General features: G+C 45.1%; 21 protein-coding genes, 5 tRNA genes and 1 riboswitch. Of the genes, 14 read left to right on the forward strand and 12 right to left on the reverse strand.

Translation table 11 applies throughout. The features are described from left to right. Positions 1-57: 57 nt before the first annotated feature. The 4 genes from ACO1B7_RS08230 to ACO1B7_RS08245 form a co-directional block, all read right to left on the reverse strand. The gene (locus ACO1B7_RS08230) at positions 58-870 is read right to left on the reverse strand and encodes a metallophosphoesterase (protein WP_004281073.1); all 813 of its coding nucleotides are present in this window, start codon (positions 868-870) and stop codon (positions 58-60) included. Next, a complete protein-coding gene (locus ACO1B7_RS08235) occupies positions 867-1,502 on the reverse strand; it encodes an NUDIX domain-containing protein (RefSeq protein ID WP_004281075.1) in 636 nt (211 codons plus the stop codon). The genes ACO1B7_RS08230 and ACO1B7_RS08235 overlap by 4 nt, the downstream gene beginning before the upstream one ends. Before the next feature lie 76 nt (positions 1,503-1,578). Then, positions 1,579-3,474 (reverse strand): phosphomethylpyrimidine synthase ThiC, encoded by a 1,896-nt coding sequence (gene thiC, locus ACO1B7_RS08240; protein ID WP_004281076.1) that lies wholly within the window; start codon positions 3,472-3,474, stop codon positions 1,579-1,581. A gap of 87 nt (positions 3,475-3,561) precedes the next feature. Continuing rightward, positions 3,562-3,694: riboswitch (TPP riboswitch) on the reverse strand. A 108-nt stretch (positions 3,695-3,802) separates the two neighbouring features. Continuing rightward, the gene (locus ACO1B7_RS08245) at positions 3,803-4,834 is read right to left on the reverse strand and encodes a hypothetical protein (protein ID WP_004644924.1); all 1,032 of its coding nucleotides are present in this window, start codon (positions 4,832-4,834) and stop codon (positions 3,803-3,805) included. 292 nt (positions 4,835-5,126) lie between these two features. Between ACO1B7_RS08245 and abuO the strand changes: the two genes are divergently transcribed. Continuing rightward, a complete protein-coding gene (abuO, locus tag ACO1B7_RS08250) occupies positions 5,127-6,488 on the forward strand; it encodes a multidrug efflux outer membrane protein AbuO (protein WP_423090037.1) in 1,362 nt (453 codons plus the stop codon). A gap of 91 nt (positions 6,489-6,579) precedes the next feature. Beyond that, entirely contained in the window at positions 6,580-7,299 is a 720-nt protein-coding gene (phoU, locus tag ACO1B7_RS08255) for a phosphate signaling complex protein PhoU (RefSeq protein ID WP_004281079.1), read from the forward strand. Positions 7,300-7,361: 62 nt separating this feature from the next. On the opposite strand, the gene ACO1B7_RS08260 is transcribed toward phoU, so the two are convergent. After that, on the reverse strand, positions 7,362-9,164 hold the full coding sequence (locus ACO1B7_RS08260) for an ABC transporter ATP-binding protein (RefSeq protein ID WP_004281080.1): 1,803 nt from the start codon (positions 9,162-9,164) through the stop codon (positions 7,362-7,364). Positions 9,165-9,315: 151 nt separating this feature from the next. On the opposite strand from ACO1B7_RS08260, the gene ACO1B7_RS08265 reads away from it, so the two are divergent. Next, positions 9,316-9,936, forward strand: coding sequence for an alpha-ketoglutarate-dependent dioxygenase AlkB family protein (locus ACO1B7_RS08265; RefSeq protein ID WP_004281082.1), 621 nt, complete (start codon positions 9,316-9,318; stop codon positions 9,934-9,936). A gap of 64 nt (positions 9,937-10,000) precedes the next feature. On the opposite strand, the gene ruvX is transcribed toward ACO1B7_RS08265, so the two are convergent. The 3 genes from ruvX to recN form a co-directional block, all read right to left on the reverse strand. After that, positions 10,001-10,444 carry a Holliday junction resolvase RuvX gene (ruvX, locus tag ACO1B7_RS08270; protein WP_004281083.1) on the reverse strand — a complete coding sequence of 148 codons (444 nt, stop codon included), beginning with the start codon at positions 10,442-10,444 and terminating at the stop codon, positions 10,001-10,003. Continuing rightward, entirely contained in the window at positions 10,437-10,991 is a 555-nt protein-coding gene (locus ACO1B7_RS08275) for a YqgE/AlgH family protein (RefSeq protein WP_004281085.1), read from the reverse strand. Before ACO1B7_RS08275 ends, ruvX begins: the two co-directional genes overlap by 8 nt. 114 nt (positions 10,992-11,105) lie before the next feature. After that, positions 11,106-12,767: a DNA repair protein RecN gene (gene recN, locus ACO1B7_RS08280; protein ID WP_004644925.1), complete on the reverse strand. Its 1,662-nt coding sequence runs from the start codon at positions 12,765-12,767 to the stop codon at positions 11,106-11,108. 442 nt (positions 12,768-13,209) lie between these two features. Between recN and ppnP the strand changes: the two genes are divergently transcribed. The 3 genes from ppnP to ACO1B7_RS08295 all read left to right on the forward strand — a co-directional run bounded on the left by ppnP (position 13,210) and on the right by ACO1B7_RS08295 (position 15,347). Next, complete coding sequence (gene ppnP, locus ACO1B7_RS08285) at positions 13,210-13,533, forward strand: pyrimidine/purine nucleoside phosphorylase (protein ID WP_004281089.1); 324 nt, start codon at positions 13,210-13,212, stop codon at positions 13,531-13,533. A gap of 134 nt (positions 13,534-13,667) precedes the next feature. Further along, complete coding sequence (rlmB, locus tag ACO1B7_RS08290) at positions 13,668-14,417, forward strand: 23S rRNA (guanosine(2251)-2'-O)-methyltransferase RlmB (protein ID WP_004281091.1); 750 nt, start codon at positions 13,668-13,670, stop codon at positions 14,415-14,417. A 6-nt stretch (positions 14,418-14,423) separates the two neighbouring features. Then, positions 14,424-15,347: a DMT family transporter gene (locus ACO1B7_RS08295; protein WP_004644926.1), complete on the forward strand. Its 924-nt coding sequence runs from the start codon at positions 14,424-14,426 to the stop codon at positions 15,345-15,347. A gap of 21 nt (positions 15,348-15,368) precedes the next feature. Here the strand turns inward: ACO1B7_RS08295 and coaE are convergent, their stop codons facing one another. The 4 genes from coaE to pilB are packed head-to-tail and all read right to left on the reverse strand — an operon-like array spanning position 15,369 to position 19,800. Then, positions 15,369-15,968 carry a dephospho-CoA kinase gene (coaE, locus tag ACO1B7_RS08300; protein WP_004281093.1) on the reverse strand — a complete coding sequence of 200 codons (600 nt, stop codon included), beginning with the start codon at positions 15,966-15,968 and terminating at the stop codon, positions 15,369-15,371. Between the two features lies 1 nt (position 15,969). Beyond that, entirely contained in the window at positions 15,970-16,830 is an 861-nt protein-coding gene (locus tag ACO1B7_RS08305) for a prepilin peptidase (RefSeq protein WP_004281094.1), read from the reverse strand. Beyond that, the gene (locus tag ACO1B7_RS08310) at positions 16,830-18,059 is read right to left on the reverse strand and encodes a type II secretion system F family protein (protein ID WP_004281096.1); all 1,230 of its coding nucleotides are present in this window, start codon (positions 18,057-18,059) and stop codon (positions 16,830-16,832) included. Before ACO1B7_RS08310 ends, ACO1B7_RS08305 begins: the two co-directional genes overlap by 1 nt. 31 nt (positions 18,060-18,090) lie before the next feature. Next, complete coding sequence (gene pilB, locus ACO1B7_RS08315) at positions 18,091-19,800, reverse strand: type IV-A pilus assembly ATPase PilB (protein WP_004281098.1); 1,710 nt, start codon at positions 19,798-19,800, stop codon at positions 18,091-18,093. Positions 19,801-20,077: 277 nt separating this feature from the next. Between pilB and tpiA the strand changes: the two genes are divergently transcribed. From tpiA to rimP, 8 genes are all read left to right on the forward strand, one after another. Continuing rightward, positions 20,078-20,869, forward strand: coding sequence for a triose-phosphate isomerase (gene tpiA, locus ACO1B7_RS08320; protein ID WP_004281100.1), 792 nt, complete (start codon positions 20,078-20,080; stop codon positions 20,867-20,869). Between the two features lie 13 nt (positions 20,870-20,882). After that, complete coding sequence (secG, locus tag ACO1B7_RS08325; protein WP_004281101.1) at positions 20,883-21,212, forward strand: preprotein translocase subunit SecG; 330 nt, start codon at positions 20,883-20,885, stop codon at positions 21,210-21,212. 53 nt (positions 21,213-21,265) lie between these two features. Further along, a tRNA-Leu gene (locus ACO1B7_RS08330) sits at positions 21,266-21,350 on the forward strand. Positions 21,351-21,404: 54 nt separating this feature from the next. After that, a tRNA-Met gene (locus tag ACO1B7_RS08335) sits at positions 21,405-21,481 on the forward strand. 80 nt (positions 21,482-21,561) lie between these two features. Next, positions 21,562-21,638: transfer RNA gene (locus tag ACO1B7_RS08340), tRNA-Met, on the forward strand. Between the two features lie 67 nt (positions 21,639-21,705). After that, positions 21,706-21,782, forward strand: a tRNA-Met gene (locus ACO1B7_RS08345). A gap of 88 nt (positions 21,783-21,870) precedes the next feature. Beyond that, a tRNA-Met gene (locus ACO1B7_RS08350) sits at positions 21,871-21,947 on the forward strand. Between the two features lie 223 nt (positions 21,948-22,170). Next, positions 22,171-22,695, forward strand: a complete 525-nt coding sequence (gene rimP, locus ACO1B7_RS08355) for a ribosome maturation factor RimP (RefSeq protein ID WP_004281103.1) — start codon at positions 22,171-22,173, stop codon at positions 22,693-22,695. The last annotated feature ends 9 nt before the right edge of the window (positions 22,696-22,704 follow it).

Below are 22,704 nucleotides of genomic sequence, written 5' to 3' on the forward strand. Positions count from 1 at the left end.
GCATATCACATTTCCTTTGGTTGCAATAAAGTAATGCAAAAAAAACAAATTGAAAAGTTAATAACCTGAAATTTCGGTATTAATATTTTGCTGGCTCAATGCCACCCGTTCAATATAGGTATCAAACTCACCATTTTGTTGCAAATGTAATACACGATAACCTGGTGCCGCCTGATCTAGCGCGAAATCTTCACTTTTAGGTTTAAACTGCACACTGGTCGATGGCGTGGATAAAAAGTAGATGCCATGCCATTCGTTGCAGGAATCCTGATGCACATGACCAAACAGAACCAGCTTGATATTATGATGCCGAGCCAGTACATCTTTTAAATCTTCAGCATTTTTCAGCCGGTGCTGATCAATCCAGTACGATTTCATCGCAAAAGGATGATGATGGCAAGCGACAATGACATGCTGATGCTTAAATTCAAGCAATAATTGGTCCAATTGATCGAGTTGAGCTTGTTCCACCCAGCCATCGATCTTGCCTTGAACGGCACTATTTAACAGGATCATGGTCCAGGTGCCAAAATGAATGGCATGTACCTGATTCGCATGCTGGTGAAAAGGGAACACCCGAGAATCGTCATGGTTACCTGGAATCTGATAATACGGCACGTTTAAAGACTGGACAAATGCTAAATAGCGTTGATAAGTCTGCTCGACCGGCACCTGTGCCAGATCACCGGTATGAATCAGTGCATCCATTTGGGGAAAGCGCTGTTGGATCTGCTGCATCACCTCGTGAAAACTCTGCTCGGGATTCATCCGGGCAAATTCCAGCTCTTCCCGATCCATCAAATGGGTATCAGAAATCTGGATAATGGTCCAATCTGGCTGTGTGTTTATGCTTGACTGCTGAAAACTCATGTCTTTCCCCTTAGACATATTCCTGCAGTATGAATATGTTGTTGCAACCATTGCAAGGCCATAATGACAGGTGCATTTCTTAAGCGACCATTCGTGAGCAAGGACGGAATATCAGCATAATCCAGAATATGCAGCTGGATATTTTCACCTTCATCCGGCATGCCAAAAATACCGCCCTGTTCAGGCAATTCGGTCTGCGCCACATATAAATGAAATAATTCGGAACATGCCCCGGCGGACGGATAGAAGCTGAAAATGTGCTGCAGCTCATCCAGGGTACAGCCTGATTCTTCGAGTGCTTCGCGACGGATGCATGTTTCAGGCGCTTCATCGCCATCCAGAACGCCAGCAATTACTTCGAGTTGCCAAGGAGAGTCGATATCATCCAGTCCGCCAATCCGGAACTGTTCGATCAGGCCGAATTTCTGCTGTTGATGATTGTACATCAGCACACCCGCTGCTTCTGGCCGATGAATCAGCTCACGTTGCAAAATAGGGGTTGAGCTTTCCTGATTAAATAAACGGTGTTTCAGGCTGACTTTTTCTACCTGAATAAATCCCTGGTACAAGAACTCACGTGCCTCTACGCTAAAGTCTTTTTTATTATAAGAGGCCTGTTTAATAATATTCATATGCTCAGATAGAATGAATTGATTTATTTTCATCCTATCTGAGTTTTTTTTGAAGACAACTGTTTTTTTTACAGTTTTATAGTTTGTGGTATAAATTTTGACCAGAGTTGTGGAAGCTGGCTTTCATCTGATTCATGCCGGCTTCAATTTCGGCCTGAGAGCTTGCCGGCTGATCAGGATTGGCCTGTTGACTGGCATAATCACGAACATTCTGGCTAATCTTCATTGAACAGAACTTTGGTCCGCACATGGAACAAAAGTGCGCGGATTTATGCGCGGCTTTCGGCATGGTTTCATCATGCATGCTGCGCGCCGTGTCCGGATCCAGACTCAAGTTAAACTGGTCTTCCCAGCGGAACTCAAAACGCGCCTTGGACAGGGCATTATCCCGGGCTTGCGCACCCGGATGACCTTTGGCCAGATCGGCTGCATGTGCGGCAATCTTGTAGGTAATAATGCCGTCTTTGACATCCTTTTTATTGGGTAAACCGAGATGCTCTTTAGGCGTCACATAACACAGCATTGCGGTGCCGTACCAGCCAATCATCGCGGCTCCTATTGCCGAAGTAATATGGTCATAACCCGGTGCGATATCGGTGGTGAGTGGCCCCAAGGTATAAAAGGGTGCTTCTTTACAGACTTCCAGTTGCAGATCCATATTTTCCTTGATCATATGCATCGGGACATGGCCCGGGCCTTCAATCATCACCTGAACATCATGCTCCCAGGCACGGTGGGTCAGTTCGCCCAAAGTTCGAAGTTCGGCAAATTGCGCTTCGTCATTGGCATCCTGCACACAGCCCGGACGTAGGCCATCGCCGAGACTAAACGATACGTCATAAGCTTTCATGATCTCGCAGATTTCATCGAAATGGGTATACAAGAAGTTTTCCTGATGATGTGCCAGACACCACTGCGCCATGATCGAACCGCCACGCGATACGATACCGGTCAAACGGTTGGCAGTCAGCGGTACATATCTTAAAAGCACGCCGGCATGAATGGTGAAATAGTCCACACCTTGTTCAGCCTGTTCAATCAGGGTGTCTTTAAAGATCTCCCAGGTCAGGTCTTCGGCCACACCATTGACTTTTTCCAGTGCCTGATAGATCGGTACGGTTCCAATTGGTACAGGAGAGTTGCGGATAATCCATTCACGGGTTTCATGAATATTCTGGCCGGTCGAGAGGTCCATGATTGTGTCTGCACCCCAGCGCGTCGCCCAGGTCATTTTCGAGACTTCTTCTTCGATACTTGAACCGAGTGCAGAATTACCAATATTGGCATTGATTTTGACCAAAAAATTACGCCCGATGATCATCGGTTCCAGTTCCGGATGATTGATATTGGCCGGAATAATCGCGCGGCCGGCGGCGACTTCCTGACGCACAAATTCTGGCGTAATTTCAGTCAGGTTTTTTGCACCAAAATTCTGGCCCGGATGCTGGCGCATATCGACACCATCGAGTTGACGTAGGTTTTCACGAATGGCAATGTATTCCATTTCCGGTGTGATAATGCCTTGCTTGGCATAATGCATCTGGGTGATGTTGCGGCCGCATTTGGCTTTGCGTGGTTTTTGAATATGCGCGAAACGGATCGCAGCGGTACGGATATCGCGTAAACGCTGGCGGCCAAATTCAGAACTGAGCTGATCCAGAATTTCACTATCGTTGCGCTGCTCAATCCAGCTTTCACGAATATTCGGCAGACCTTTGTTCAGGTCAATCGTCACATCGGGGTCAGTATAAACACCAGACGTGTCATAGACCATTAATGGCGGATTATGTTCACCGCCCAGACTGGTCGGGGTTTCACTTAAGGAAATCTCCCGCATCGGTACCTGAATATCAGGACGGGAGCCTTGCAGATAGACTTTACGTGAGGCAGGCAGAATTCGCGTTAAATCGCGTGCTTCCTGTTCATGAGCGGAGAGAGTGGTTTCAGAAGAAAGATTCGTTAACTGGTTCATGGCTATGATCCTTATGATGACATCAACGAATCAAGCACGACCAAAAACGTAGGCAGATTTATCCTGAACAGATAAAGCAAGGGCTGGGTTTTTAGCTGGCTTGATTCCTACGCAGGTATTAACCTGATCAGGTTCAACGGTACTCATGCTCAATTCCTGATAACGATAAAAGGAATCACATGATCTCAGCGAGGCATTACTCGCGCTCCGTCAAGCGAGGCTAAAGCTTAGCTCAGTTTAGGCAGAATAAACAGGTCTAAATCGCTCAACTTTAAACGAGGATTGATTTAGACATGGCGATATTGATTGAAGGTGAAACTGATCCCAACTAGATACAGATGGCATCGGTAAAGCAGTCTTTATCATATTTTTGTGAGGGCGGGCTGATCTGGGCATAGTACAGAATCTGTTCTGCTTCCGAGCGGTTTCTATAATCGGCAGGCAAGACTTGTTGGCGCTGTTCCGGAGTCATGTCCAGAAATTCCAGAAACAGGCGTGCCTGTGTGGACAGCGTTGATTTCTGGCCGTTTGATAGTCCAATAATAGTTTCCAGATGACTGGTATCCACAGCATAACGATCGCGATAATCTTCCGACACCGGGGATTGCTCGGTACCTCTAAACAGGAAATAGGTATATTGCTTCAGCAGATATTCAGCATCGCGTTTATAACTGCTATTCGGATAAGTCTTGAGATAGTCTTCCCAAAGCAGACTGCGGGCTGCAATATCAGTGGCTTCAATCTGCAGGCGTTTTTCCACCAGCACCGGTTCCATATTCTGTTCCGCCAGATTTTCAATAAAGGCTTTTTCAGCGGCCGGTAAATAAGGGGCAAAAATACGCGCCAGATATTCCGGACTGCGGCGATAATGTAAAGTGCCATCCCCCAGATCCAGCAGTTCTACATAAGCCTGCCCCTTGTGTTTTAACAGATACTGGTCACGTGAGGTGAGCTGTTGAAAATGCGCATGCTGAATGGTGGGATGCTGCGCCATTTCCAGTGCATACTGCTCAAAGGCGCGTTGCTGAAATTCGGTGCGATCCACCTTTAAAAAGCGCTGATACATTTCGGTAGAGCGCTGCATCAGTTGCTTCTGCTCCGCCAAGTCCATCAACGGCAGGCACACTTTAAGATCCTGATTAATCTGCTCCAGCGCAAACGTCGTGCGCTGGTCATTAATCTGGGACATATTTTTTTCAATATTCTGGCACATGAGGCTAAAGTCACTGACTGGACTTTGCGTTTGCTTCGCCTCAGTCTGTTCGACCTGGATCTGTGGATCTGAGGGCTGTTGGCAGCCCCCAAGAAGCAGCACGCTACCAGCAAGCACACAGGCTTTGAATATCGACGGGAATGGCATTAACACTATGCTTCAGGACTCTGTATATATAGGTGAATTCAGAAAATAACGGCCTTACTGGGAGATATTGTATAGATCAAACTAAAATACTATGTTTAGTATTGTGAATTGCTTTGTTACATTGCCGGTATGGGAGCCAGAAAATTGAATTAATGATGGATAAAAATTGATCTTTATATTAAAAAATTAATAAAAATCATACGTAAAAATTCAAGAGATCTCTTTAGTATGGCTTAGCTTAAAGCGCCAGAATTTTTTGATCTGAATGGCTGTTAGGGGTTAACACTATAAAATGAAATTAAAACGCAGTGTCATGGCCTGTTTATTGCTATTAATTAGTCCGGCGATTTTTGCCCTGGATTTACAAGAAGCGTATGCACGCGCCCAGCAAAATGATCCAAATTGGCAGGCGAATGTGTTGCAGTACCAATCTGATCAGCTCAATCTGGGGATTGCCAGCGGAAATTTGCTGCCGACCGTGACTTTATCTGGAAATGTGACCCGTAAAAACCAGTCCGTCAACAACTCAGAGTCTGAAGGTTTGCCTACTGAATTTGGTGAGTTGCAAAGTTCCAGTACAACCAGCCGTCAGGTGGCCTTAACCGCACGCCAACCTTTATTTCGCTGGGATGCCTGGCAAGGTTATAAGCAGGTCAAGACCTCGGTCGAACTCAGTGAAGTCAATCTGCGTCTGCAAAAACAGCAGCATATTTTACAGGTGGCCGAAGCCTATTTTAATGTCTTGCGGCAGCAGTCTTTGACTACGGCTTATTTACAGGAAGAGCAGGCGCTGTCTGAACAGTTACGCATGATGAATGCTAAGCTGAAAGAAGGTTTGGTGGCGCGTAGTGAGGTCAGTGAAGCCAATGCCCAGTATCAAAGTGCCCAAGCCAACCGGATTTCGACTCAAGTTCAGCTGGTACTGGCCCAAGAACAGCTGGCACAGTTAATCGGCCCTTATCAGGAAAATCTGGCGGTATTACGCAACGATTTCCAGTTCCAGAAACCGGTTCCAAGTGATATGCAGTCCTGGACCGAATTAGCACAAAGCCAAAATCTGAATATTCTGCAAGCGCGTCTGCAAAAGCGCTATTCTGAAGATGCCAAACGGGTCGAACAGGCTGCGCTCTATCCGCAGGTCGAAGTGGTCGGAACCTATGGCTATTTAAAGCAAAGTCCGGCTACGATCATGTCCAGCAATGGAGATTTCGACCAGATTGGGGTGGAGGTGAACTGGAATGTATTTAGCGGTGGACGCACGCAAAAAAGTATCCGTCAGGCCGGCGTTAATGTGCAAAAAAGTGAAGCGCAACTGGATGCGGCTATCCGTAAAGCCAATACCGATGTGAAACAGTCCTTTATGCAGGTAGAAACCGATCAGGCCAAACTGAATGCACGTAAAGCCGCGATGGACTCTTCGGAAATTGTCTCACAAGCGTCCAGAGCCCAATATCAGGAAGGCTTAAAAACCATGGTCGATGTGTTGCTGGCACAGCGTAATGCCTTTTCTGCCAAGACCGATTATTTGAATGCCAAATATGATTATCTGTTGCATGTGCTGCAATTGCAGGCCTCGGTCGGGCAGTTAACCGAAAAGGAACTGGCAGAGCTGAATGCCTGGCTGATTGAATATGATTCGCCTCAGCCTCTATGAGGCTACTATTGTCATCAAACTTTCATCATGGATATGCTTTAATATGATTTATTATTGATCATTGTCCTCTATCGTTCAGGAGTAGCTTTCCTTGTGTCCAAATAATCCTGTATTAAGTCATCACATTTCTTCGCAATTTAATGAAGAACTGCAGGACGTAAATACCAAATTCATGACGATGGGCGGACTGGTAGAACAGCAGGTAGCTAATGCCATTCATGCCCTATTGGACACAGATGTCTCAATGGCAGTAGATGTGCAGTTTCAAGATAATGTCGTCAATCAGATGGAACGAGATATTGATGAAGCGCTGACCCTGATTCTGGCGCGCCGTCATCCTGCCGCGATTGATTTACGTATGGTGCTTGCCATGTCCAAGGCCAATACCGATCTGGAACGGATTGGCGATGAAGCCTCGAAAATAGGCCGAATTGCACAAAGCTTGTGTGAAGAGGGTAGCTCACCACGCGGTTATATGGAAACCCGGCATATTGGCAACCAGGTGCGGGTGATGATTCATGATGCACTGGATGCTTTTGCGCGTCTGGATGTAGATCAAGCTTTGAAGGTCATGTTGGCGGATGCGGATATTGACCGTGAATATCAGTCAGCCACACGTACGCTTATGACTTATATGATTGAAGACCCACGGCATATCAGTCGTGTCATCAATGTATTGTGGGTGCTGCGTTCACTCGAAAGAATTGGCGATCATGCCCGGAATATTTCGGAACAGGTGATCTATATGGTCAAAGGTTTTGATGTGCGTCATACCAGTGTTGAAGAAATTGAACAGAAAGTTCAGCGTTAAATCTTAAAAAATTAAAATAAAAAAACCTCCGTACCGGAGGTTTCTTTATTGAGATAGAGAAGCTAACTATGAGTTTCTTCCTCGGCATCATCTTCAAAAGTTTTGGCAATTTTTTCAATATTCAGGCTTTTGGCCATCGCATCAAAGATTTCCTTATACACGCCTTGCTGATGATAAAGCTGGTCGTGCTCGCCATGCTCAGCAATCGTTCCTTCTTTCATCACGTAAGTATAATCCGCATCAATAATCTGCGACAGGCTATGCGAAATGATGATCACGGTACGGCCTTGCTTGATCTGGTCCAGACTGTGTTTAATCTGTTCCGTGGCAATTGCATCTAGACTCGCCGTCGGTTCATCTAGAAAAATAATCGGTGGATTTTTCAGGAACATCCGTGCCAAGGCAATCCGTTGCTGCTGGCCGCCAGACAGCATCAAGGCATCGTTATCATAACCATCCGGTAACTGTAAAATCTGCTCATGAATCGAGGCTTTTTCTGCTGCCTCAATTACATCCTCCATTGAGGCAGTAGTTTTACCATAACGGATATTGTCAAAGATGGTGCCCTGAAAAATATGATTTTTTTGTAAGACCAGACCAATATGATCGCGTAGATATTGGGTGTCATAATCTTTCAGGTCAATGCCATCCAGTTTGATCTGACCTTGCTGTGGTTCATAAAATTTATCCAGCAAACTGATGAGGGTAGATTTTCCGGCACCCGATAAGCCCACCAAGGCGGTAATTTTATTGGGGCGAATTTCCATATCAATATCTTTCAGGGCATGGTGGCCGTTTGGATAATAAAAATTCACGCCACTCAGTTCAAATTTGCCTTGGACAATCGGTTTCTGCTGACCGCTTTGTTCAATTTCATCATCGGCCTCCAGAATTTTGAAAAAGCTTTCTGAATAGATCATGGCATCATTCACTTCATCATAAATCCGGTGCAGGGATCGAATTGGGGCAGAGACATTATTAAATAGCAGCACATGAAACATGATCATACCGATACTCATCTGGCCATCCAGCACAAAGTAGGAGGTTAAAATAATGATCAGTACAATCCCGATCTGTTCCAGAAAAGTTTTCAGGCCATCAAACAGGAAACTGGTCTGGCGGGTTTTCATCTGATTGTCGGTCAGTTCACGCTGTAAACCGAGCTGCTTTTCCGATTCAATCGATTCGCGGTTAAAAGACTTAATCACGGTAATCGAGTTGATGATACTGAGAATGCCCTGACTTTTTCTCTCCCGACCATCGCGAAGACTGCGGCGCCAGCCCCCGAGTTTTTGTGCCTGCTTATAGGTCAGCCAGAAATAGATAGGAACAATAGCAGTCGCGACCAGACCGACATACACATTGGCATAGTACATTAGCCCCAAAGCCACAATGGCACTGGTAAATAACGGTAAAATATCAATAAAGAAAATTTGCACCAGACGGGTCAGTGAGCCAATGCCACGGTCAATCCGGGTCTGTAATTTACCGGCCTGGTTATTTTCCTGATTAAAAAATTCCAGCCGATATTTTAAAAATTTTTCAATAATCCCTTGGGCCAGATCCTGAGAGACAAAAATCCGCAGTTTCTCTCCATAGAACTTCTGCCCGAACTGGACAAAGGCATTGATAATTTCTTTGCCGAGCAAAATCGCCGAAATCGTGATCAGAATATGCCAGCCTTGTTCCAGTCCTTGACCGGTTTCGAGTAGCGAATTGATGCTGTCGACCGCATATTGCAAGGTAATGGCATTGACCTGTGCGGTGAATGAGCCAATCAGGGTCAGAATCAGCGTGGCAATCACCAGCAACCGGTAAGGCTGAACAAAGGGACGAAGTTTCTGAAACAGCTGCCATAAGTTCATAAAAGGATTATTTTTATTGTGAAAGTTGAATTCAGTCTAGGCAGGAATTAGGCTAGCCACAAGCATAAATGTTGTAGTCATTTGTGAAGAGCAGTTGTAATCCTTTAGGTCGAATGTCAGTATTTTCATGTGGATACTGGATTGAATTGATATGACTCTCGATTTATTTGCACCCCAGCCGCAAGCCAATGTATTACCTTTTGATGGGGTAGTGGAGGATTATGGCCTGATTTTGGATCAGGAACAAAGCCAGCAGTATCTACAGCATTTTCTCAGTCAGCTGGCCTGGCAACATGATGAAGTGCATTTATTTGGCAAGCACCATGTCACAGGTCGCCAGGTGGTCTGGTATGGCGATGAACATTATCAGTATCGTTATTCTGGTACGCTCAAACAAGCTCAGGTATGGACACCCGGATTATTCCGTTTAAAGCAGCATATTGAAATTCTGGTCGGTCATCCCTTTAATTCCTGTCTGGCCAATTTGTATGAAGATGGTTCCCAAGGCTTGGGCTGGCATAGTGATGATGAGCCGGCGTTATATACAGGTACCTCTCGGGAAAATGTCATCGCTTCTCTAAGTCTGGGAGCTACCCGTAAAATGAGCTTTAAGCATAAAATTCACAGCGATAAAGTCGATGTGCTGTTACACAGTGGACAACTGATTGTGATGCGTGGCGCGACGCAGCAGCACTGGAAGCACAGTATCAGCAAAACCAGCAAAGTTTTAACACCGAGAATTAATCTGACTTTTCGTTATTTTTATCCTTAAGAAGCATTTTGGAGTGTAAAAAAGCACCCTAAAGGATGCTGATTTAAAAAAATTTAAAAACAGATTAAGGCGTGATTCCGGCAGGATGGCGATACCAGCTTTCAATCAACAAGGCAGCCGCAATACTGTCCGCAGAGAGTTTCTTGCCTCGACCTTGAGCTTGGTAATGATCCAGTTCATCGCGTGCTTCACGGGTGGTCAAACGTTCATCCACCATCCAGGTTTCAATATTGGTCTGATGACGTAAACGGCGGGCAAATTTTCGCGCCCGTGTCGACAGCTCCGATTCACTATCATCCATATTCAATGGTAAGCCGACCAGAAATAAATTGGGTTGATGGCTTTTCACGATTTTGAGTAGTTCATCCCAGTTGGGAATACCATCTTTCATGGGAAATAAGGGTAGGGGATTGGCACTAGCAATCAGGGATTGTCCGACCGACATTCCCATTTTTTGTGTACCAAAATCAAACGCCATAATGGTTTGTGGCGCGTTTACATCAGGCATGTCCAATCTCGGAAGATAACCAGTTGCGGTCTACCCCCATTTTTTTATAGGCAGCGTCCCAACGGTCGTTATAAGGTAAATTAAAAATCAGATCCATATCGGAATCACAAATCAGCCAGTCACCACGAGCAATTTCCTGTTCCAGCTGGTGTTTGCCCCAGCTGGCATAGCCAAGTGCAATCTGATAGCGACCAACGCCTTCATTATGCGCAATGGCATCCAGAATATCTTTCGATGTGGTAATACAGACATTCTCGCCTACGGCAATAGACGAATGCCAGGTCGGCTGACCGGTATGCAGGACAAAGCCGGCCTCAGGGCGTAATGGACCACCTTGCAATACTTCATGCGGATTGACATTGTCTGCTTCAATATCAAGATCATTCAGCAATTCTTTAATTTGAATGCCGGCAGGTCGATTGATAATGATGCCTTGCGCACCATCTTCATCATGCCGTGCGAGATAAATGACCGTCTGGGCAAAAAAATCATCATTCGCATGCGGCGGTGCAATCAGACAACGATGTGTCAGAAACTGTTTGGTCACCTGAGCAGTTCTCCTTAAAATTAATTTCTTCGCAGAGAAATCCTATGATCCTAATAGCTACGTTACTAGAGCTTCTTGGATTCACCAAATTTTATTTGTCCAGATTGTAAATATTTAAGCCTGCTGAAATTTCAGCTGACGTAACTGACGGGCATGTTGCAAGGTGGTTTCACTAATCTCTACACCACCTGTCATTCTTGCAAGCTCCTGAATTATTTCATTTTCTTCAAGATTGATAATCGTGCTGCTGGCAGGATCAGTCTGCTGTTTTTTCACCAGTAGGTGCTGATCAGATTGTGCTGCAACCTGCGCCTGATGGGTAATACACAGAATCTGTACATGTTGGGCCAGATCGGCCAGTAAACGCCCGACAATCTCTGCGGTACCACCACTGATCCCGACATCAATTTCATCAAAGACCAGCACTTCCGCTTCGGTTTTTTCCGCATTCATGACTTGCATCACCAACGCAATACGCGAAAGCTCACCACCTGATGCAACCCGGGCCAAAGGCTGTGCCGGAATGCCTTTATTGGCAGTAAAAAGTAGCTGGATAAAGCTCAGGCCTTCGCTAGATGGATGTTCCAGAGGCTCAAACTTAAACTCAAAACGTGCTTCAGGCAGTGCCAGCTGTTTGACCTGCTCAGTGAGCTGCTTGGCCAAAGGTGCTGCGGCTTCACGGCGAATCTGATCCAGATGTTGGGCTTTATCCAGAAATTCCTGATAAGACACTGCTACCTGTTCAGCCAGTGTTTCCGGATCTTCCAGTTGATGTAACTGTTCCAGTTCACTTTGCCAGGCTTCATATTCTTCTTTCAGTAATTCTGGCTGGGTACGATATTTACGTGCCAGACGATGGAAGATTTCTAAAGTTGAATTCAGTACTTCCATGCGTTCAGGATCAAAACTCTGCCGATCCATAAACTGGCGTAAATTCGCTGCTGCATCTTCAAGTTCGCTTTGAGCATTCAGTAGGGAAGTATAAATCCCGGAAAGCTGTTCACTGCGTCCGGCATGCGACTCAACCCGACGCATAATTGATGCCAGTTCCTGAGTGATATTCTGTTCAGCTTCATCCAGCACATTCAGGCTATAGACACAGTCCTGCATAATGGCTTCATGATGCGAGAGCCGATCAAATTCCTGTTCAATTTCAGGATAATCCGTCTGAACAATTTCTTCCAGTTCTTCGAGTTGCAGCTCAAGGGTTTCCAGACGCTGCTTGCGTGTCGCTTGTGCATCCAAAGCTGCCTGATGCTGGCGAATATTTTTTTGCCAAGTGCTATACGCATCACGTACTGCTTGAGCCGGCGCATAAAAATGATAATAACGATCCAGCCAGTGCTTCGGATAAGGCGGTTCCAGAAGTTGCTGCTGACTATGCTGGCTATAGAGTTGTACCAGTAAACGCCCAATTTCTTTCAGTTCAGACAGGCTGCTCGGACGTCCATTGATCCAGGCCTTGCTGCGGCCGGTAGCAAAAATCACCCGGCGTAAATGAATTTCACCTGATTCGTCATCCAGCTCATGTTCTTTTAACCATGCGGCTTCAGGACTGTGTTCCTGATAGCTGAAACTGGCAGTGACATCGGCTTTTTCTGAGCCATAACGTACATAATTGGTATCGGTTCGCTCACCCAAACAGGCAGACAATGCATCCAGTAAGAGGGATTTACCTGCACCGGTTTCACCGGTTAAAACGTTAAAACCTTTATCAATATCAATAGCAAGATGTTCAGCTAAAGCAAAATTGATCAGAGTTAAATGTGTCAGCATAAACGCATCCGGGCTGCGAAAAGTTTGATTGAAATAGCCTGATGTCGGATTGGGGTCGCAACATGGCTGTGATTATTATAAATCAGGACGAATCAATTTCATTCTATCTTAAATTTTAGCGATTTATATATGCTTATTTCACTGTATTTTCGCAAGAAGCTGACTCAGAAGTCCGTTAATGCACTGCTGATTTTCATATTTTTGACATCCCCAATCTTTAAATTAAAGACTCAATTGAGCCTGTTTTTAAAAGAGCGCGTGCAGATCGAAACTTAAGTTTATCTATCAGCAAAATACAGGCCAAAACATGCTGTAAATAGAAGGGGTTCAGGTGATACAGAATATTTGATCGACGCCGACAAACTTCGATTGATTAGTTGAGGGTGCACATTTAAACTACAGCAATCAAAATATTACAAAATGCTTTATCTGGAGAAATCGCATGTCAGCTCAGTTTGATCATGTATCTGTACTTAAAAAATCTAATGTATATTTCGGCGGGTTGTGTATTAGCCACATTGTACAATTTGAAGACGGGACCAAAAAAACTTTGGGTGTCATTCTGCCATCAGAAAATGCCTTGACCTTTGAAACACATGTTCCTGAGCGTATGGAAATTGTTTCAGGTGAATGCCGTGTTCAGATTGGCGATAGCGAAGAAAGTGAGCTGTTCCGTGCGGGGCAGTCTTTCTATGTGCCGGGCAATAGCCGTTTTAAAATCGAAACCGATGATGTGCTGGACTATGTCTGCCATTTTGAAGGTTAAGTCCAGATTCAAGATCAGTGTAAACCGGGCAAGAAATTTCAGTGCGAATCGGTTAAACTAATCAGCTATAGAAATCCTGTGAAGTCAGCTTTACGGGATTTTTCTTTTGTATATAACTAATCTAGAGGTCGTTCATGGCAAAACCTGAATATTTTTATGGCGTACATTCAGTGGAGTCATTGTTAGAGCTTGAGCCTGAACGTGTCTTGACATTATTCACTCTCAAAGGACGCGATGATCAGCGTTTAAAGCGTGTACTGGAACTGGCTGAACCGTTTGGGATCAGTGTGCAGCAAGCCAGCCGTGACAAACTGGAGAAACTGGCCGGGCAACCGTTTCATCAGGGGGTCGTAGCCGCAGTTCGTGCTCATCCAACCCTGAATGAAAAAGATCTTGAATCCTTGTTGAGTGCGAATCCTCAAGCGTTGTTATTGGCCCTCGATCATATTACCGATCCGCATAATCTCGGTGCCTGTATCCGTACAGCCGCTGCAATGGGCGTTGAGGCAGTGATTGCGCCACGTGATCGTTCTGCAACGTTAACCCCGACTGCACGTAAAGTGGCTGCAGGTGGTGCGGACAAAGTCAAATTCATTCAGGTCACCAATCTGGCGCGTACTTTGGGTCAAATCAAAGAAGATTTTAATGTTCGTGTTGTCGGAACTATGCTGGATGAAAAAGCGCTGCCGATTCAAAATTTTGATTTTACCGGTACTGGCGTCTGTATCGTGATGGGTGCGGAAGATACTGGCCTACGTCCAATTACGCAAAGCCAATGTGATCAGACCGTGTATATTCCGATGGCAGGTAATCTGCAAAGTCTGAATGTCAGTGTGGCTACAGGCATGGCGCTGTATGAAGCCTGCCGTCAACGTAACCTTTAATTGATGATGGCATTGTCAGACCGTACCCAAGGCTATGTTTTTTTAGTTGTTACCATGTGCATCTGGGGCGGTTTTACTTTAACAGCCCGCCTGAATGCGCTGTGGCAGATCAGTGCTTGGGATATTGTGGCCTTGCGTTTTTCTTTGGCCTTCCTGATTCTGATGCCGATCTTGCTTTATCGTAAAGAGGCCGCTTTTTTACTGAAAAAAGAGCCTTTTATTTTAGCTATGATTGGCGGGGTGATTTATTGCCTGTTTGCCTATAGTGCTTTTCACTACGCACCTACCGCCCATGCTGCAATTTTCTTGAATGGCTGTATTCCGATCTGTACCGCGATCATGGCTTTTTTTCTGATGGGGCAGGCTTTTGATAAACATACCTGGGCCAGCCTGATCATTATGATCGTCGTACTATGTCTCATGAGTATGCTGATGTATCGGGAAACTGGTGTAGCCTTTGGGGCAGGGGACGGGCTGTTTTTTATCAGTGCCATACTTTGGGCGATTTTTACTGTTTTATTGCGTAAATATCAGCTAACTGCATGGCAGGCAATGTGTGGTGTCGCGATCTGGTCGGCAGTGATATATGTGCCGATTTATCTGCTATTTTTACCGAAAAATTTGAGTGTGCCTGAACCCAAGCATTTACTGTTTCAGACCATTTTTCACGGCATATTTGTGGTGATTATTGCTACTTTAAGCTATGTAGAAGCCATCAAGCGTCTTGGTGCATTTAAGGCAGGCAGTATTACCAATCTTGCACCTTTTATTGCGGCAATTCTGGCTGTACCTTTATTAAATGAAACTTTAAGTCTGGCCATGGTGTGTGGCCTGATGGGTATGGCCGTCGGGGCCTTACAGCCGTGGCGCTGGTTACAGCATCAGGACAGTCTGAGCCGAAAATTAGCAGAACAAAAAAAGCAGTCTTAATCAGACTGCTTTTTTTATGCTTCAGCTGGCTGCCATGTTTAAATATTTTTGATGTAATGGTCTGAGATGAGCATAGAGATGATCCAGATGACCATCATTTAGGACAATATCATCGGCCATGGTCTGCTTTTGTTCGCGGGACATTTGGGCGGCAATGATATTGCGAATTTGTTCGATATTCTGGCCATCACGTTGTGAGGCCCGCTCAATTTGCAGTTCGATGGTGGCATCAATCAGTAAGGTATGCTGAGTGAGTTCGTGCTGATTGGTTTCAAATAAAAGTGGTGAAACCAGAATGGCATAGGGACTTTGCGCAGCATGTAGTTGCTGGATAATGGAAGTGCGAATTGCCGGATGGGTAATACTTTCCAGGGTCTTGCGTGCTTCAGGAGACTGGAAGATATATTCACGCAAGGCACGACGATTCAGTGAGCCATCGGCAAGCAGTACCCAATCGCCAAAAGCCTGCTGGATCTGGGTAAGTGCAGGCTGCCCAATTTCGACCACTTCACGCGCTACCACATCGGCATCGACTACCGTGATCCCTTGTGCTTCAAACCACTGACTGGCAGCAGACTTGCCACTGCCAATCCCGCCGGTTAATCCGAGTATAAATTTCACTTTATTGACCTAAATACACTTTCATAATCTGCTCGCCCCACAAAAAAGCAATCCAGCCGGCAATCGCGATATAGGGACCAAAGGCAAAAGGCTGATTTTCCTTGCGGACTTTCAGTAGGATAATCCCGATAATCGCACCAACCAGAGAAGACAGCAGCACAATTAAAGGCAGTAATAAAGGCCCCATCCAGGCACCCAGGGCGGCAAGCAATTTAAAATCGCCATAGCCCATACCTTCCTTGCCGGTAACGATTTTAAATGCATAATACACCACCCACAGACACAGGAAACCAATAATATAGCCCCAGATGGCAGCACCGGGTAAGGTATAAAGTGCATAACTATTTACCCCCAAACCTAGCGCAGCCAAGGGTAAAGTATAACGGTCAGGCAATAACTGGGTGTCAAAATCAATAAAAGTGAGTGCGATCAGCACATAAGTCAGGATCAGGCCAAACAGCATTTGTAGGGTAGGGCCAAATACTGCTACGACAAGGAGTGCACAAACTGCCGTCAGAATTTCAACCAAAGGATAACGGATGCTGATCGGATTCTGGCAGTTGCTACATTTTCCGCGCAGGACCAGCCAGCTAATGACGGGAATATTCTGGTACCAGCGGATTGGCTGATGACACTTGGGGCAAGCTGAAGCGGGTTTGCTTAAACTTAACTTAGTTTCATCAATCACCGGCTGTTCCGGATGCAGGAACATCTGGCAATCAGTACGCCATTCCTGTTCCATCATCTTGGGAGTGCGGTAAATCACGACATTCAGAAAGCTGCCGATACATAAACTAAAAAGCCCAACTGCGATATACAACGCCGTTGGGTTTTGAATAAAATATTGAAGAAAATCGTGCATTAAACCACAGAACCCATTTGGAAAATTGGAAGGTACATGGCAATCACCAGACCACCGACAAGCACACCGAGAACAGCCATAATGAGCGGTTCCATCATCGAGGTTAAGCCGTCAACTGCATTGTCGACTTCATTTTCATAATGTGTGGCTACTTTGTCTAGCATGGCATCTAGTGCACCAGATTCTTCACCAATCGCGACCATTTGTACTGCCATGGATGGGAATTTGTTGGTCACGCGCATGGCAAACTGTAGTTGTTGACCTGTGGCGACATCTTCACGGATTTTCATCACGGCATCTTCATACACGACGTTATTGGTAGCGCCGGCAGTGGATTCCAGTGCATCAATCAAGGGAACACCAGCTGCGAAAGTCGTGGCCAAAGTGCGGCTATAACGTGCAATAATCGCTTTATACACCAGGTCACCAAAAATCGGGGCTTTGAGTGCGGCCTTATCCAGAAAATCGCGGAATTTCTTGCTGCGTTTTTTCGCTTCAAGAAAAGCGGTAATCACGGCCCCAATGGCGATAATCAGCAGGAACCAATACTTTTGCATCCATTCCGACATATTGACCACCATTTTGGTAAAAGCCGGTAAGTCCGCACCAAATGAAGAGAATAAATCCTGGAAAACCGGGACCACTTTGACCATCAGAATGATGGTAACAATTAGGGCGACTACAACCACCGCAGCAGGATATTTCATGGCTTTTTTGATTTTTTGCTTGAGTAGTTCGCTTTTTTCTTTGTAAATCGCAACGCGATCTAGCATGGTTTCTAAAGCACCAGATTGTTCACCAGATTCGACCAGTGAACAGAATAGGTTGTCGAAATATTGTGGATATTTGCGCAGTGCTCCGGCAAAAGTATTACCGCCTTCAACCTCACCTTTAATTCCTAGTACAACTTCACGCATCGCCGGATTTTCCAGACCTTCTGCGACAATTTCAAAGCCTTGTACCAGTGGTACCCCGGCTTTCATCATGGTCGCCAACTGTCGGGTAAAAATTGTAATATCCAGTGTTGAGACTTTTTTCTTCATCAAGCCTTCAAGGATATTTTTTTTCTTTTCCCGAATGGTCTTGATGCTGATGCCTTGTTTCCGAAGGGTGACCTTGGCCAGAGCCATATTTTTTGCTGGCAATTCCCCCTTGATCTTTGCCCCTTTACGATCAATTCCTTCATAGCTGAAGATCGGCATCATCTGGCCTTTCTTTACTGCTGCCATACCTTTATCCTTATTTTAGATCAGCGCCCGATCATTCGCTGGTGACACGATTGACTTCCTGTAAAGAAGTCACCCCCTGCATCACCTTGATTAAACCTGACCGGCGTAAATTGTTAAAACCTGCACGTGCGGAAGCATCTGCAATTTCAAGTGCATTGCCGTCCTCCATAATAATTCTGGAAATTTCGGGTGTTACTTTCATAACTTCATAAATACCTACACGACCCTTATAGCCTTCACGACATTCATTGCAGCCCACCGGTTCATAAATTTGGAACTCAGGTTGCTGCAAGTCGGTTTCGGTAAAGCCCATCTCCAGTAAGCTTTGTTGCGGAATATCTGCAGGTTTCTTGCATTGTGAACACAAACGACGCGCCAACCGTTGTGCAATGACCAGGTTTACTGAAGTGGCAATATTGAAAGAGGGCACCCCCATGTTTCGTAAACGGGTCAAGGTCTCAGGCGCACTATTGGTATGCAAGGTCGACATCACCATATGACCGGTCTGCGCCGCTTTAATCGCAATCTCGGCAGTTTCCAGATCCCGGATCTCACCGACCATTACGATGTCCGGGTCTTGACGTAAGAAGGACTTCAGTGCGGCAGAGAAGGTAAGACCAACTTTATTGTTGACGTTGACTTGATTAATGCCTTGTAAGTTAATCTCGACCGGATCTTCCGCTGTCGAAATATTGGTATCTTCACGATTGAGGATATTCAGACCGGTATACAGTGAAACGGTTTTACCGGAACCTGTTGGACCAGTGATCAGGAGCATGCCTTGCGGTTTGTCCAGCGCTTGCATAAAAAGGTCTTTTTGTTCCGGTTCATAACCTAGTGCATCAATTCCCAACATCGCGCTGGAGGGATCCAGAATTCGCAGTACCAGCTTCTCACCAAACAGGGTAGGGAGAGAGTTGACACGGAAATCAATGGCTTTATTTTTAGAAAGTTTTAATTTAATACGACCATCTTGCGGTACCCGTTTTTCAGAAATGTCCATTTGCGACATGACTTTAAGACGCGAAGACAAGCGATTTGCCAGCTGTAGTGGTGGTGTTGCAATCTGGCGTAATACCCCATCTACCCGGTAACGTACCCGATAGATTTTTTCATAAGGTTCAAAATGTAAGTCTGAAGCCCCCATACGGATCGCATCAATTAGTAATTTATTAATATATTTGACAATCGGTGCTTCTTCACCCTTGTTACTGTCATCCTCTTCTTTATTCGGATCAGCAGATTCGACATCAACATCCAGATCAAAGTCTTCATCGAATTCAAAGGTACTTTCTTCGGTAAAATTCTGCTCGATCAGTTTTTCAAGTTTATTGTGTTCAACAATAATGGTTTCAATATTGAGTTTGGTGGAAAAGCGGACTGCATCAATCGCTTCGATATTGGTCGGGTTACTGGTCGCAACATATAAAATACTGGAATTTCTAAAAATCGGCAGAATGCGATGCTTGGTAATCAGCTTTTCATCAATCGCATCCCGAAGAATTTGAGCAGGATCATAGGCACTGATATCAAACAGCGGTTCGCCAAATTCGACTGAAATCGTTTCAGCAATGACGGTTGGAGAAAGTTGCTGCTGGTTAATTAACTCAGCCACAATATCGATTTTTTCTTGTTTGGCATGCGCTAATGCACTGCGCATATCTTCAGCCGAGATGACGCCTTCCTCGACCAAACGACGAATAAATCCGGTAAATCTTGGCGACCCCTGTAATGCTGTCATGCTATAAATGCCTACTCATCAAATTCTTTTAATTGCTATACTAAAATTATACGTTTGTTACGTAAAAATACCATAGCCAAGAGTGCTGCTAGCTTCCTCATCTCCAGTAAAAGCATGAACTGGTTGGAAGAAGTCCCCATTTTTTTAAGTGATAACAAAAAATAACCATTTTGGATAGTCTAAACTGAGAAGGAGTGATAAGAAAACTATTCTTTTAATTTTCCAATTCCGTGTAGAATGTGCCCAATTCAAAATATGTAAATGAAATAGGTTAATTATGTCGGTTTCGACGATTACCCCTTGGGTGATAGGTAACTGGAAAATGAATCCGGTGCAGGCAGATGCATTGAGCTTGGTGCGTGGTATTAAGAATTTGCTGGAAACTGCGCCAATTGCCGAAGATCAATGTCATTTAGGTGTGGCACCGATTGCCATTGCCTTAAGCCAGATTCAGGCAGAGCTGTCATCTGCGGTTCGTCCGATTTATACCGTAGCACAAGATGTTTCACGTATTTCTGGAACAGGTCCCTACACTGGTGAAGTCAGTGCTGAATTGTTGGCCGATAGTCAAATTCACTATGTACTAGTGGGTCATTCTGAACGCCGTGAAATATTTGCGGAAAATGCTGATATTTTAAATGCGAAAATCAAGAATGCCTTAAGTGCCGGTTTGACCGTGATTTATTGCGTTGGTGAAAGCCTGGAACAACGTGAAGCAGGGCAGGCAGAAGCTGTAGTGCTACAACAGATTTGTGATATTGCTGCTGTGGTTGAAGCTGAGCAATGGAAAAATATCGTGATTGCCTATGAACCGATCTGGGCAATTGGAACTGGTAAAACTGCTTCTCCTGAAGATGCACAGGCCATGCATGCACAAATCCGTCAAGGTTTAAGCCAGATCACTGGTTATGGCGCGACGATGGCGATTTTATATGGTGGTAGTGTCAAGCCGGAAAATGCAGTAGAGTTAGCAGCCTGCCCAGATATCAACGGGGCATTGGTCGGTGGTGCATCACTCAATGCTGAGTCGTTCCATAAAATTGCTCATGCATTTGCAAATACACAATAATTAGGAGTTCAGCATGCAAACTTTTGTGCTGGTAGTACATATTATCTTAGCTGTTTTGATGATTGTCTTGATTTTGGTTCAGCATGGTAAAGGTGCAGATGCTGGTGCCTCTTTCGGTGGCGGTGGTGCAGCGACAGTATTCGGAGCATCGGGTTCGGGTAATTTCATGACCCGTTTGACTGCAATTTTTACTGCACTGTTTTTCGTAACCAGTCTGACTTTGGCGATTTTAGCCAAGCAACAAACCTCGAATGCCTATAGTTTGGGATCGGTTCAGTCTGCGCCGACCACACCTGTACAATCGAATGAAACTTCACCAACTGCACCAGAAACGACCGAATAGTTTTAATTAATCCTTTCTTTTTTTCAGTGATACGACTAGAATGCGTCACAGCTGCGGTGGTGGTGGAATTGGTAGACACGCTACCTTGAGGTGGTAGTGCTTTCGGGCGTGGGGGTTCAAGTCCCCCCTTCCGCACCAACTTATAATCCAGAAATTTAAGTTGGTGTATGCAGCTGAAAAAACTTCTGTTGATGCGGGATGGAGCAGTCTGGTAGCTCGTCGGGCTCATAACCCGAAGGTCGTTGGTTCAAATCCAGCTCCCGCTACCAATCAATCCTTTTTAAAGGCGCAAACTTTCAAGAGGCAGCTTAAACAGGTTTTAAGTTGAGAAAATTAATTTGCATGTTGTTGCGGGATGGAGCAGTCTGGTAGCTCGTCGGGCTCATAACCCGAAGGTCGTTGGTTCAAATCCAGCTCCCGCTACCAATCTTTTAAAGATGCAAACTTTAAAAGCAGTTTAAGTTTTTTAAACTGAATGTTATTTGTACGCTGATGCGGGATGGAGCAGTCTGGTAGCTCGTCGGGCTCATAACCCGAAGGTCGTTGGTTCAAATCCAGCTCCCGCTACCACTTTTTCAGCGACAGATGACAAATATGCAGAATGATGTGGTTTTGATTGAAAAGTTCTCATCTTTTGTATATAATTTTTGCACGTTGATGCGGGATGGAGCAGTCTGGTAGCTCGTCGGGCTCATAACCCGAAGGTCGTTGGTTCAAATCCAGCTCCCGCTACCAAGTTTCTAAAAAGAGGCTCACAACAAGGTGGGCCTTTTTGCACAGTGGGATTTGAAAAAATCTTAAATTGTGCATTAATTGGGGCGATTTACGCCCTTTTTTATTGGCTATCGTGTAGTGTCGACATTATTTGGTCAAATCTCCATGTTTCACTACTACTATAGTTTGTATTGGTTTGTAGTGGTCAAATAGATCATAAAATCGCACCAGATGACGAGAGTAAATGAAGCTATCAAATAAAACTCAAGCACTTCAGGACTTGATTGCACCAGCAGTTGAAGCCTGTAATGTAAACCTTTGGGGGATTGAATTCCTGCCACAGGGTAAATGTTCGTTATTACGTATCTACATCGACAAGCCAGTCGATGAGAGCGTTGCACCAGCAATCAATGAAGATGGTGAAGAAGAGCAGGGGCGTGGTATTGGCGTTCAGGATTGTGTGCGTGTCACGCAGCAAGTGGGTGCAATGCTGGATGTTCATGATCCGATCTCGGGTGAATATTCACTTGAAGTATCTTCGCCAGGCTGGGACCGTCCATTCTTCCAGCTCGAGCAGATGTCAGGCTATATCGGTCATACCGTAGCACTACGTTTGATCAGTGCGGTAGATAACCGTCGTAAATTCCAGGCCAAACTGGTTGCTGTCGATCTTGAAAATGAAATGATTCAGGTTGAAGTAGAAAAGCAACAGGTATTGGAGATCGACAGTCACAATATCGATAAAGCAAATTTGGTCTTCCAAGATTAATTTAATAAA

The sequence above is a fragment of the Acinetobacter lwoffii genome, from assembly GCF_049367455.1.
In the GTDB taxonomy this organism is placed as follows: domain Bacteria; phylum Pseudomonadota; class Gammaproteobacteria; order Pseudomonadales; family Moraxellaceae; genus Acinetobacter; species Acinetobacter lwoffii_W.

What these genes read in the sequence shown, in the direction of transcription:
- ACO1B7_RS08245 (WP_004644924.1), bottom strand. Translation starts at nt 4,834, where the DNA reads ATGCCATTCCCGTCGATATTCAAAGCCTGTGTGCTTGCTGGTAGCGTG.
- ACO1B7_RS08235 (WP_004281075.1), bottom strand. Translation starts at nt 1,502, where the DNA reads ATGAATATTATTAAACAGGCCTCTTATAATAAAAAAGACTTTAGCGTA.
- pilB (WP_004281098.1), bottom strand. Translation starts at nt 19,800, where the DNA reads ATGACAGCATTACAGGGGTCGCCAAGATTTACCGGATTTATTCGTCGT.
- ACO1B7_RS08260 (WP_004281080.1), bottom strand. Translation starts at nt 9,164, where the DNA reads ATGAACTTATGGCAGCTGTTTCAGAAACTTCGTCCCTTTGTTCAGCCT.
- rlmB (WP_004281091.1), top strand. Translation starts at nt 13,668, where the DNA reads ATGGCAAAACCTGAATATTTTTATGGCGTACATTCAGTGGAGTCATTG.
- ruvX (WP_004281083.1), bottom strand. Translation starts at nt 10,444, where the DNA reads ATGCCTGATGTAAACGCGCCACAAACCATTATGGCGTTTGATTTTGGT.
- ACO1B7_RS08310 (WP_004281096.1), bottom strand. Translation starts at nt 18,059, where the DNA reads ATGGCAGCAGTAAAGAAAGGCCAGATGATGCCGATCTTCAGCTATGAA.
- ACO1B7_RS08305 (WP_004281094.1), bottom strand. Translation starts at nt 16,830, where the DNA reads ATGCACGATTTTCTTCAATATTTTATTCAAAACCCAACGGCGTTGTAT.
- secG (WP_004281101.1), top strand. Translation starts at nt 20,883, where the DNA reads ATGCAAACTTTTGTGCTGGTAGTACATATTATCTTAGCTGTTTTGATG.
- abuO (WP_423090037.1), top strand. Translation starts at nt 5,127, where the DNA reads ATGAAATTAAAACGCAGTGTCATGGCCTGTTTATTGCTATTAATTAGT.
- thiC (WP_004281076.1), bottom strand. Translation starts at nt 3,474, where the DNA reads ATGAACCAGTTAACGAATCTTTCTTCTGAAACCACTCTCTCCGCTCAT.
- ACO1B7_RS08265 (WP_004281082.1), top strand. Translation starts at nt 9,316, where the DNA reads ATGACTCTCGATTTATTTGCACCCCAGCCGCAAGCCAATGTATTACCT.
- ACO1B7_RS08230 (WP_004281073.1), bottom strand. Translation starts at nt 870, where the DNA reads ATGAGTTTTCAGCAGTCAAGCATAAACACACAGCCAGATTGGACCATT.
- ACO1B7_RS08295 (WP_004644926.1), top strand. Translation starts at nt 14,424, where the DNA reads ATGGCATTGTCAGACCGTACCCAAGGCTATGTTTTTTTAGTTGTTACC.
- ppnP (WP_004281089.1), top strand. Translation starts at nt 13,210, where the DNA reads ATGTCAGCTCAGTTTGATCATGTATCTGTACTTAAAAAATCTAATGTA.
- tpiA (WP_004281100.1), top strand. Translation starts at nt 20,078, where the DNA reads ATGTCGGTTTCGACGATTACCCCTTGGGTGATAGGTAACTGGAAAATG.
- recN (WP_004644925.1), bottom strand. Translation starts at nt 12,767, where the DNA reads ATGCTGACACATTTAACTCTGATCAATTTTGCTTTAGCTGAACATCTT.
- rimP (WP_004281103.1), top strand. Translation starts at nt 22,171, where the DNA reads ATGAAGCTATCAAATAAAACTCAAGCACTTCAGGACTTGATTGCACCA.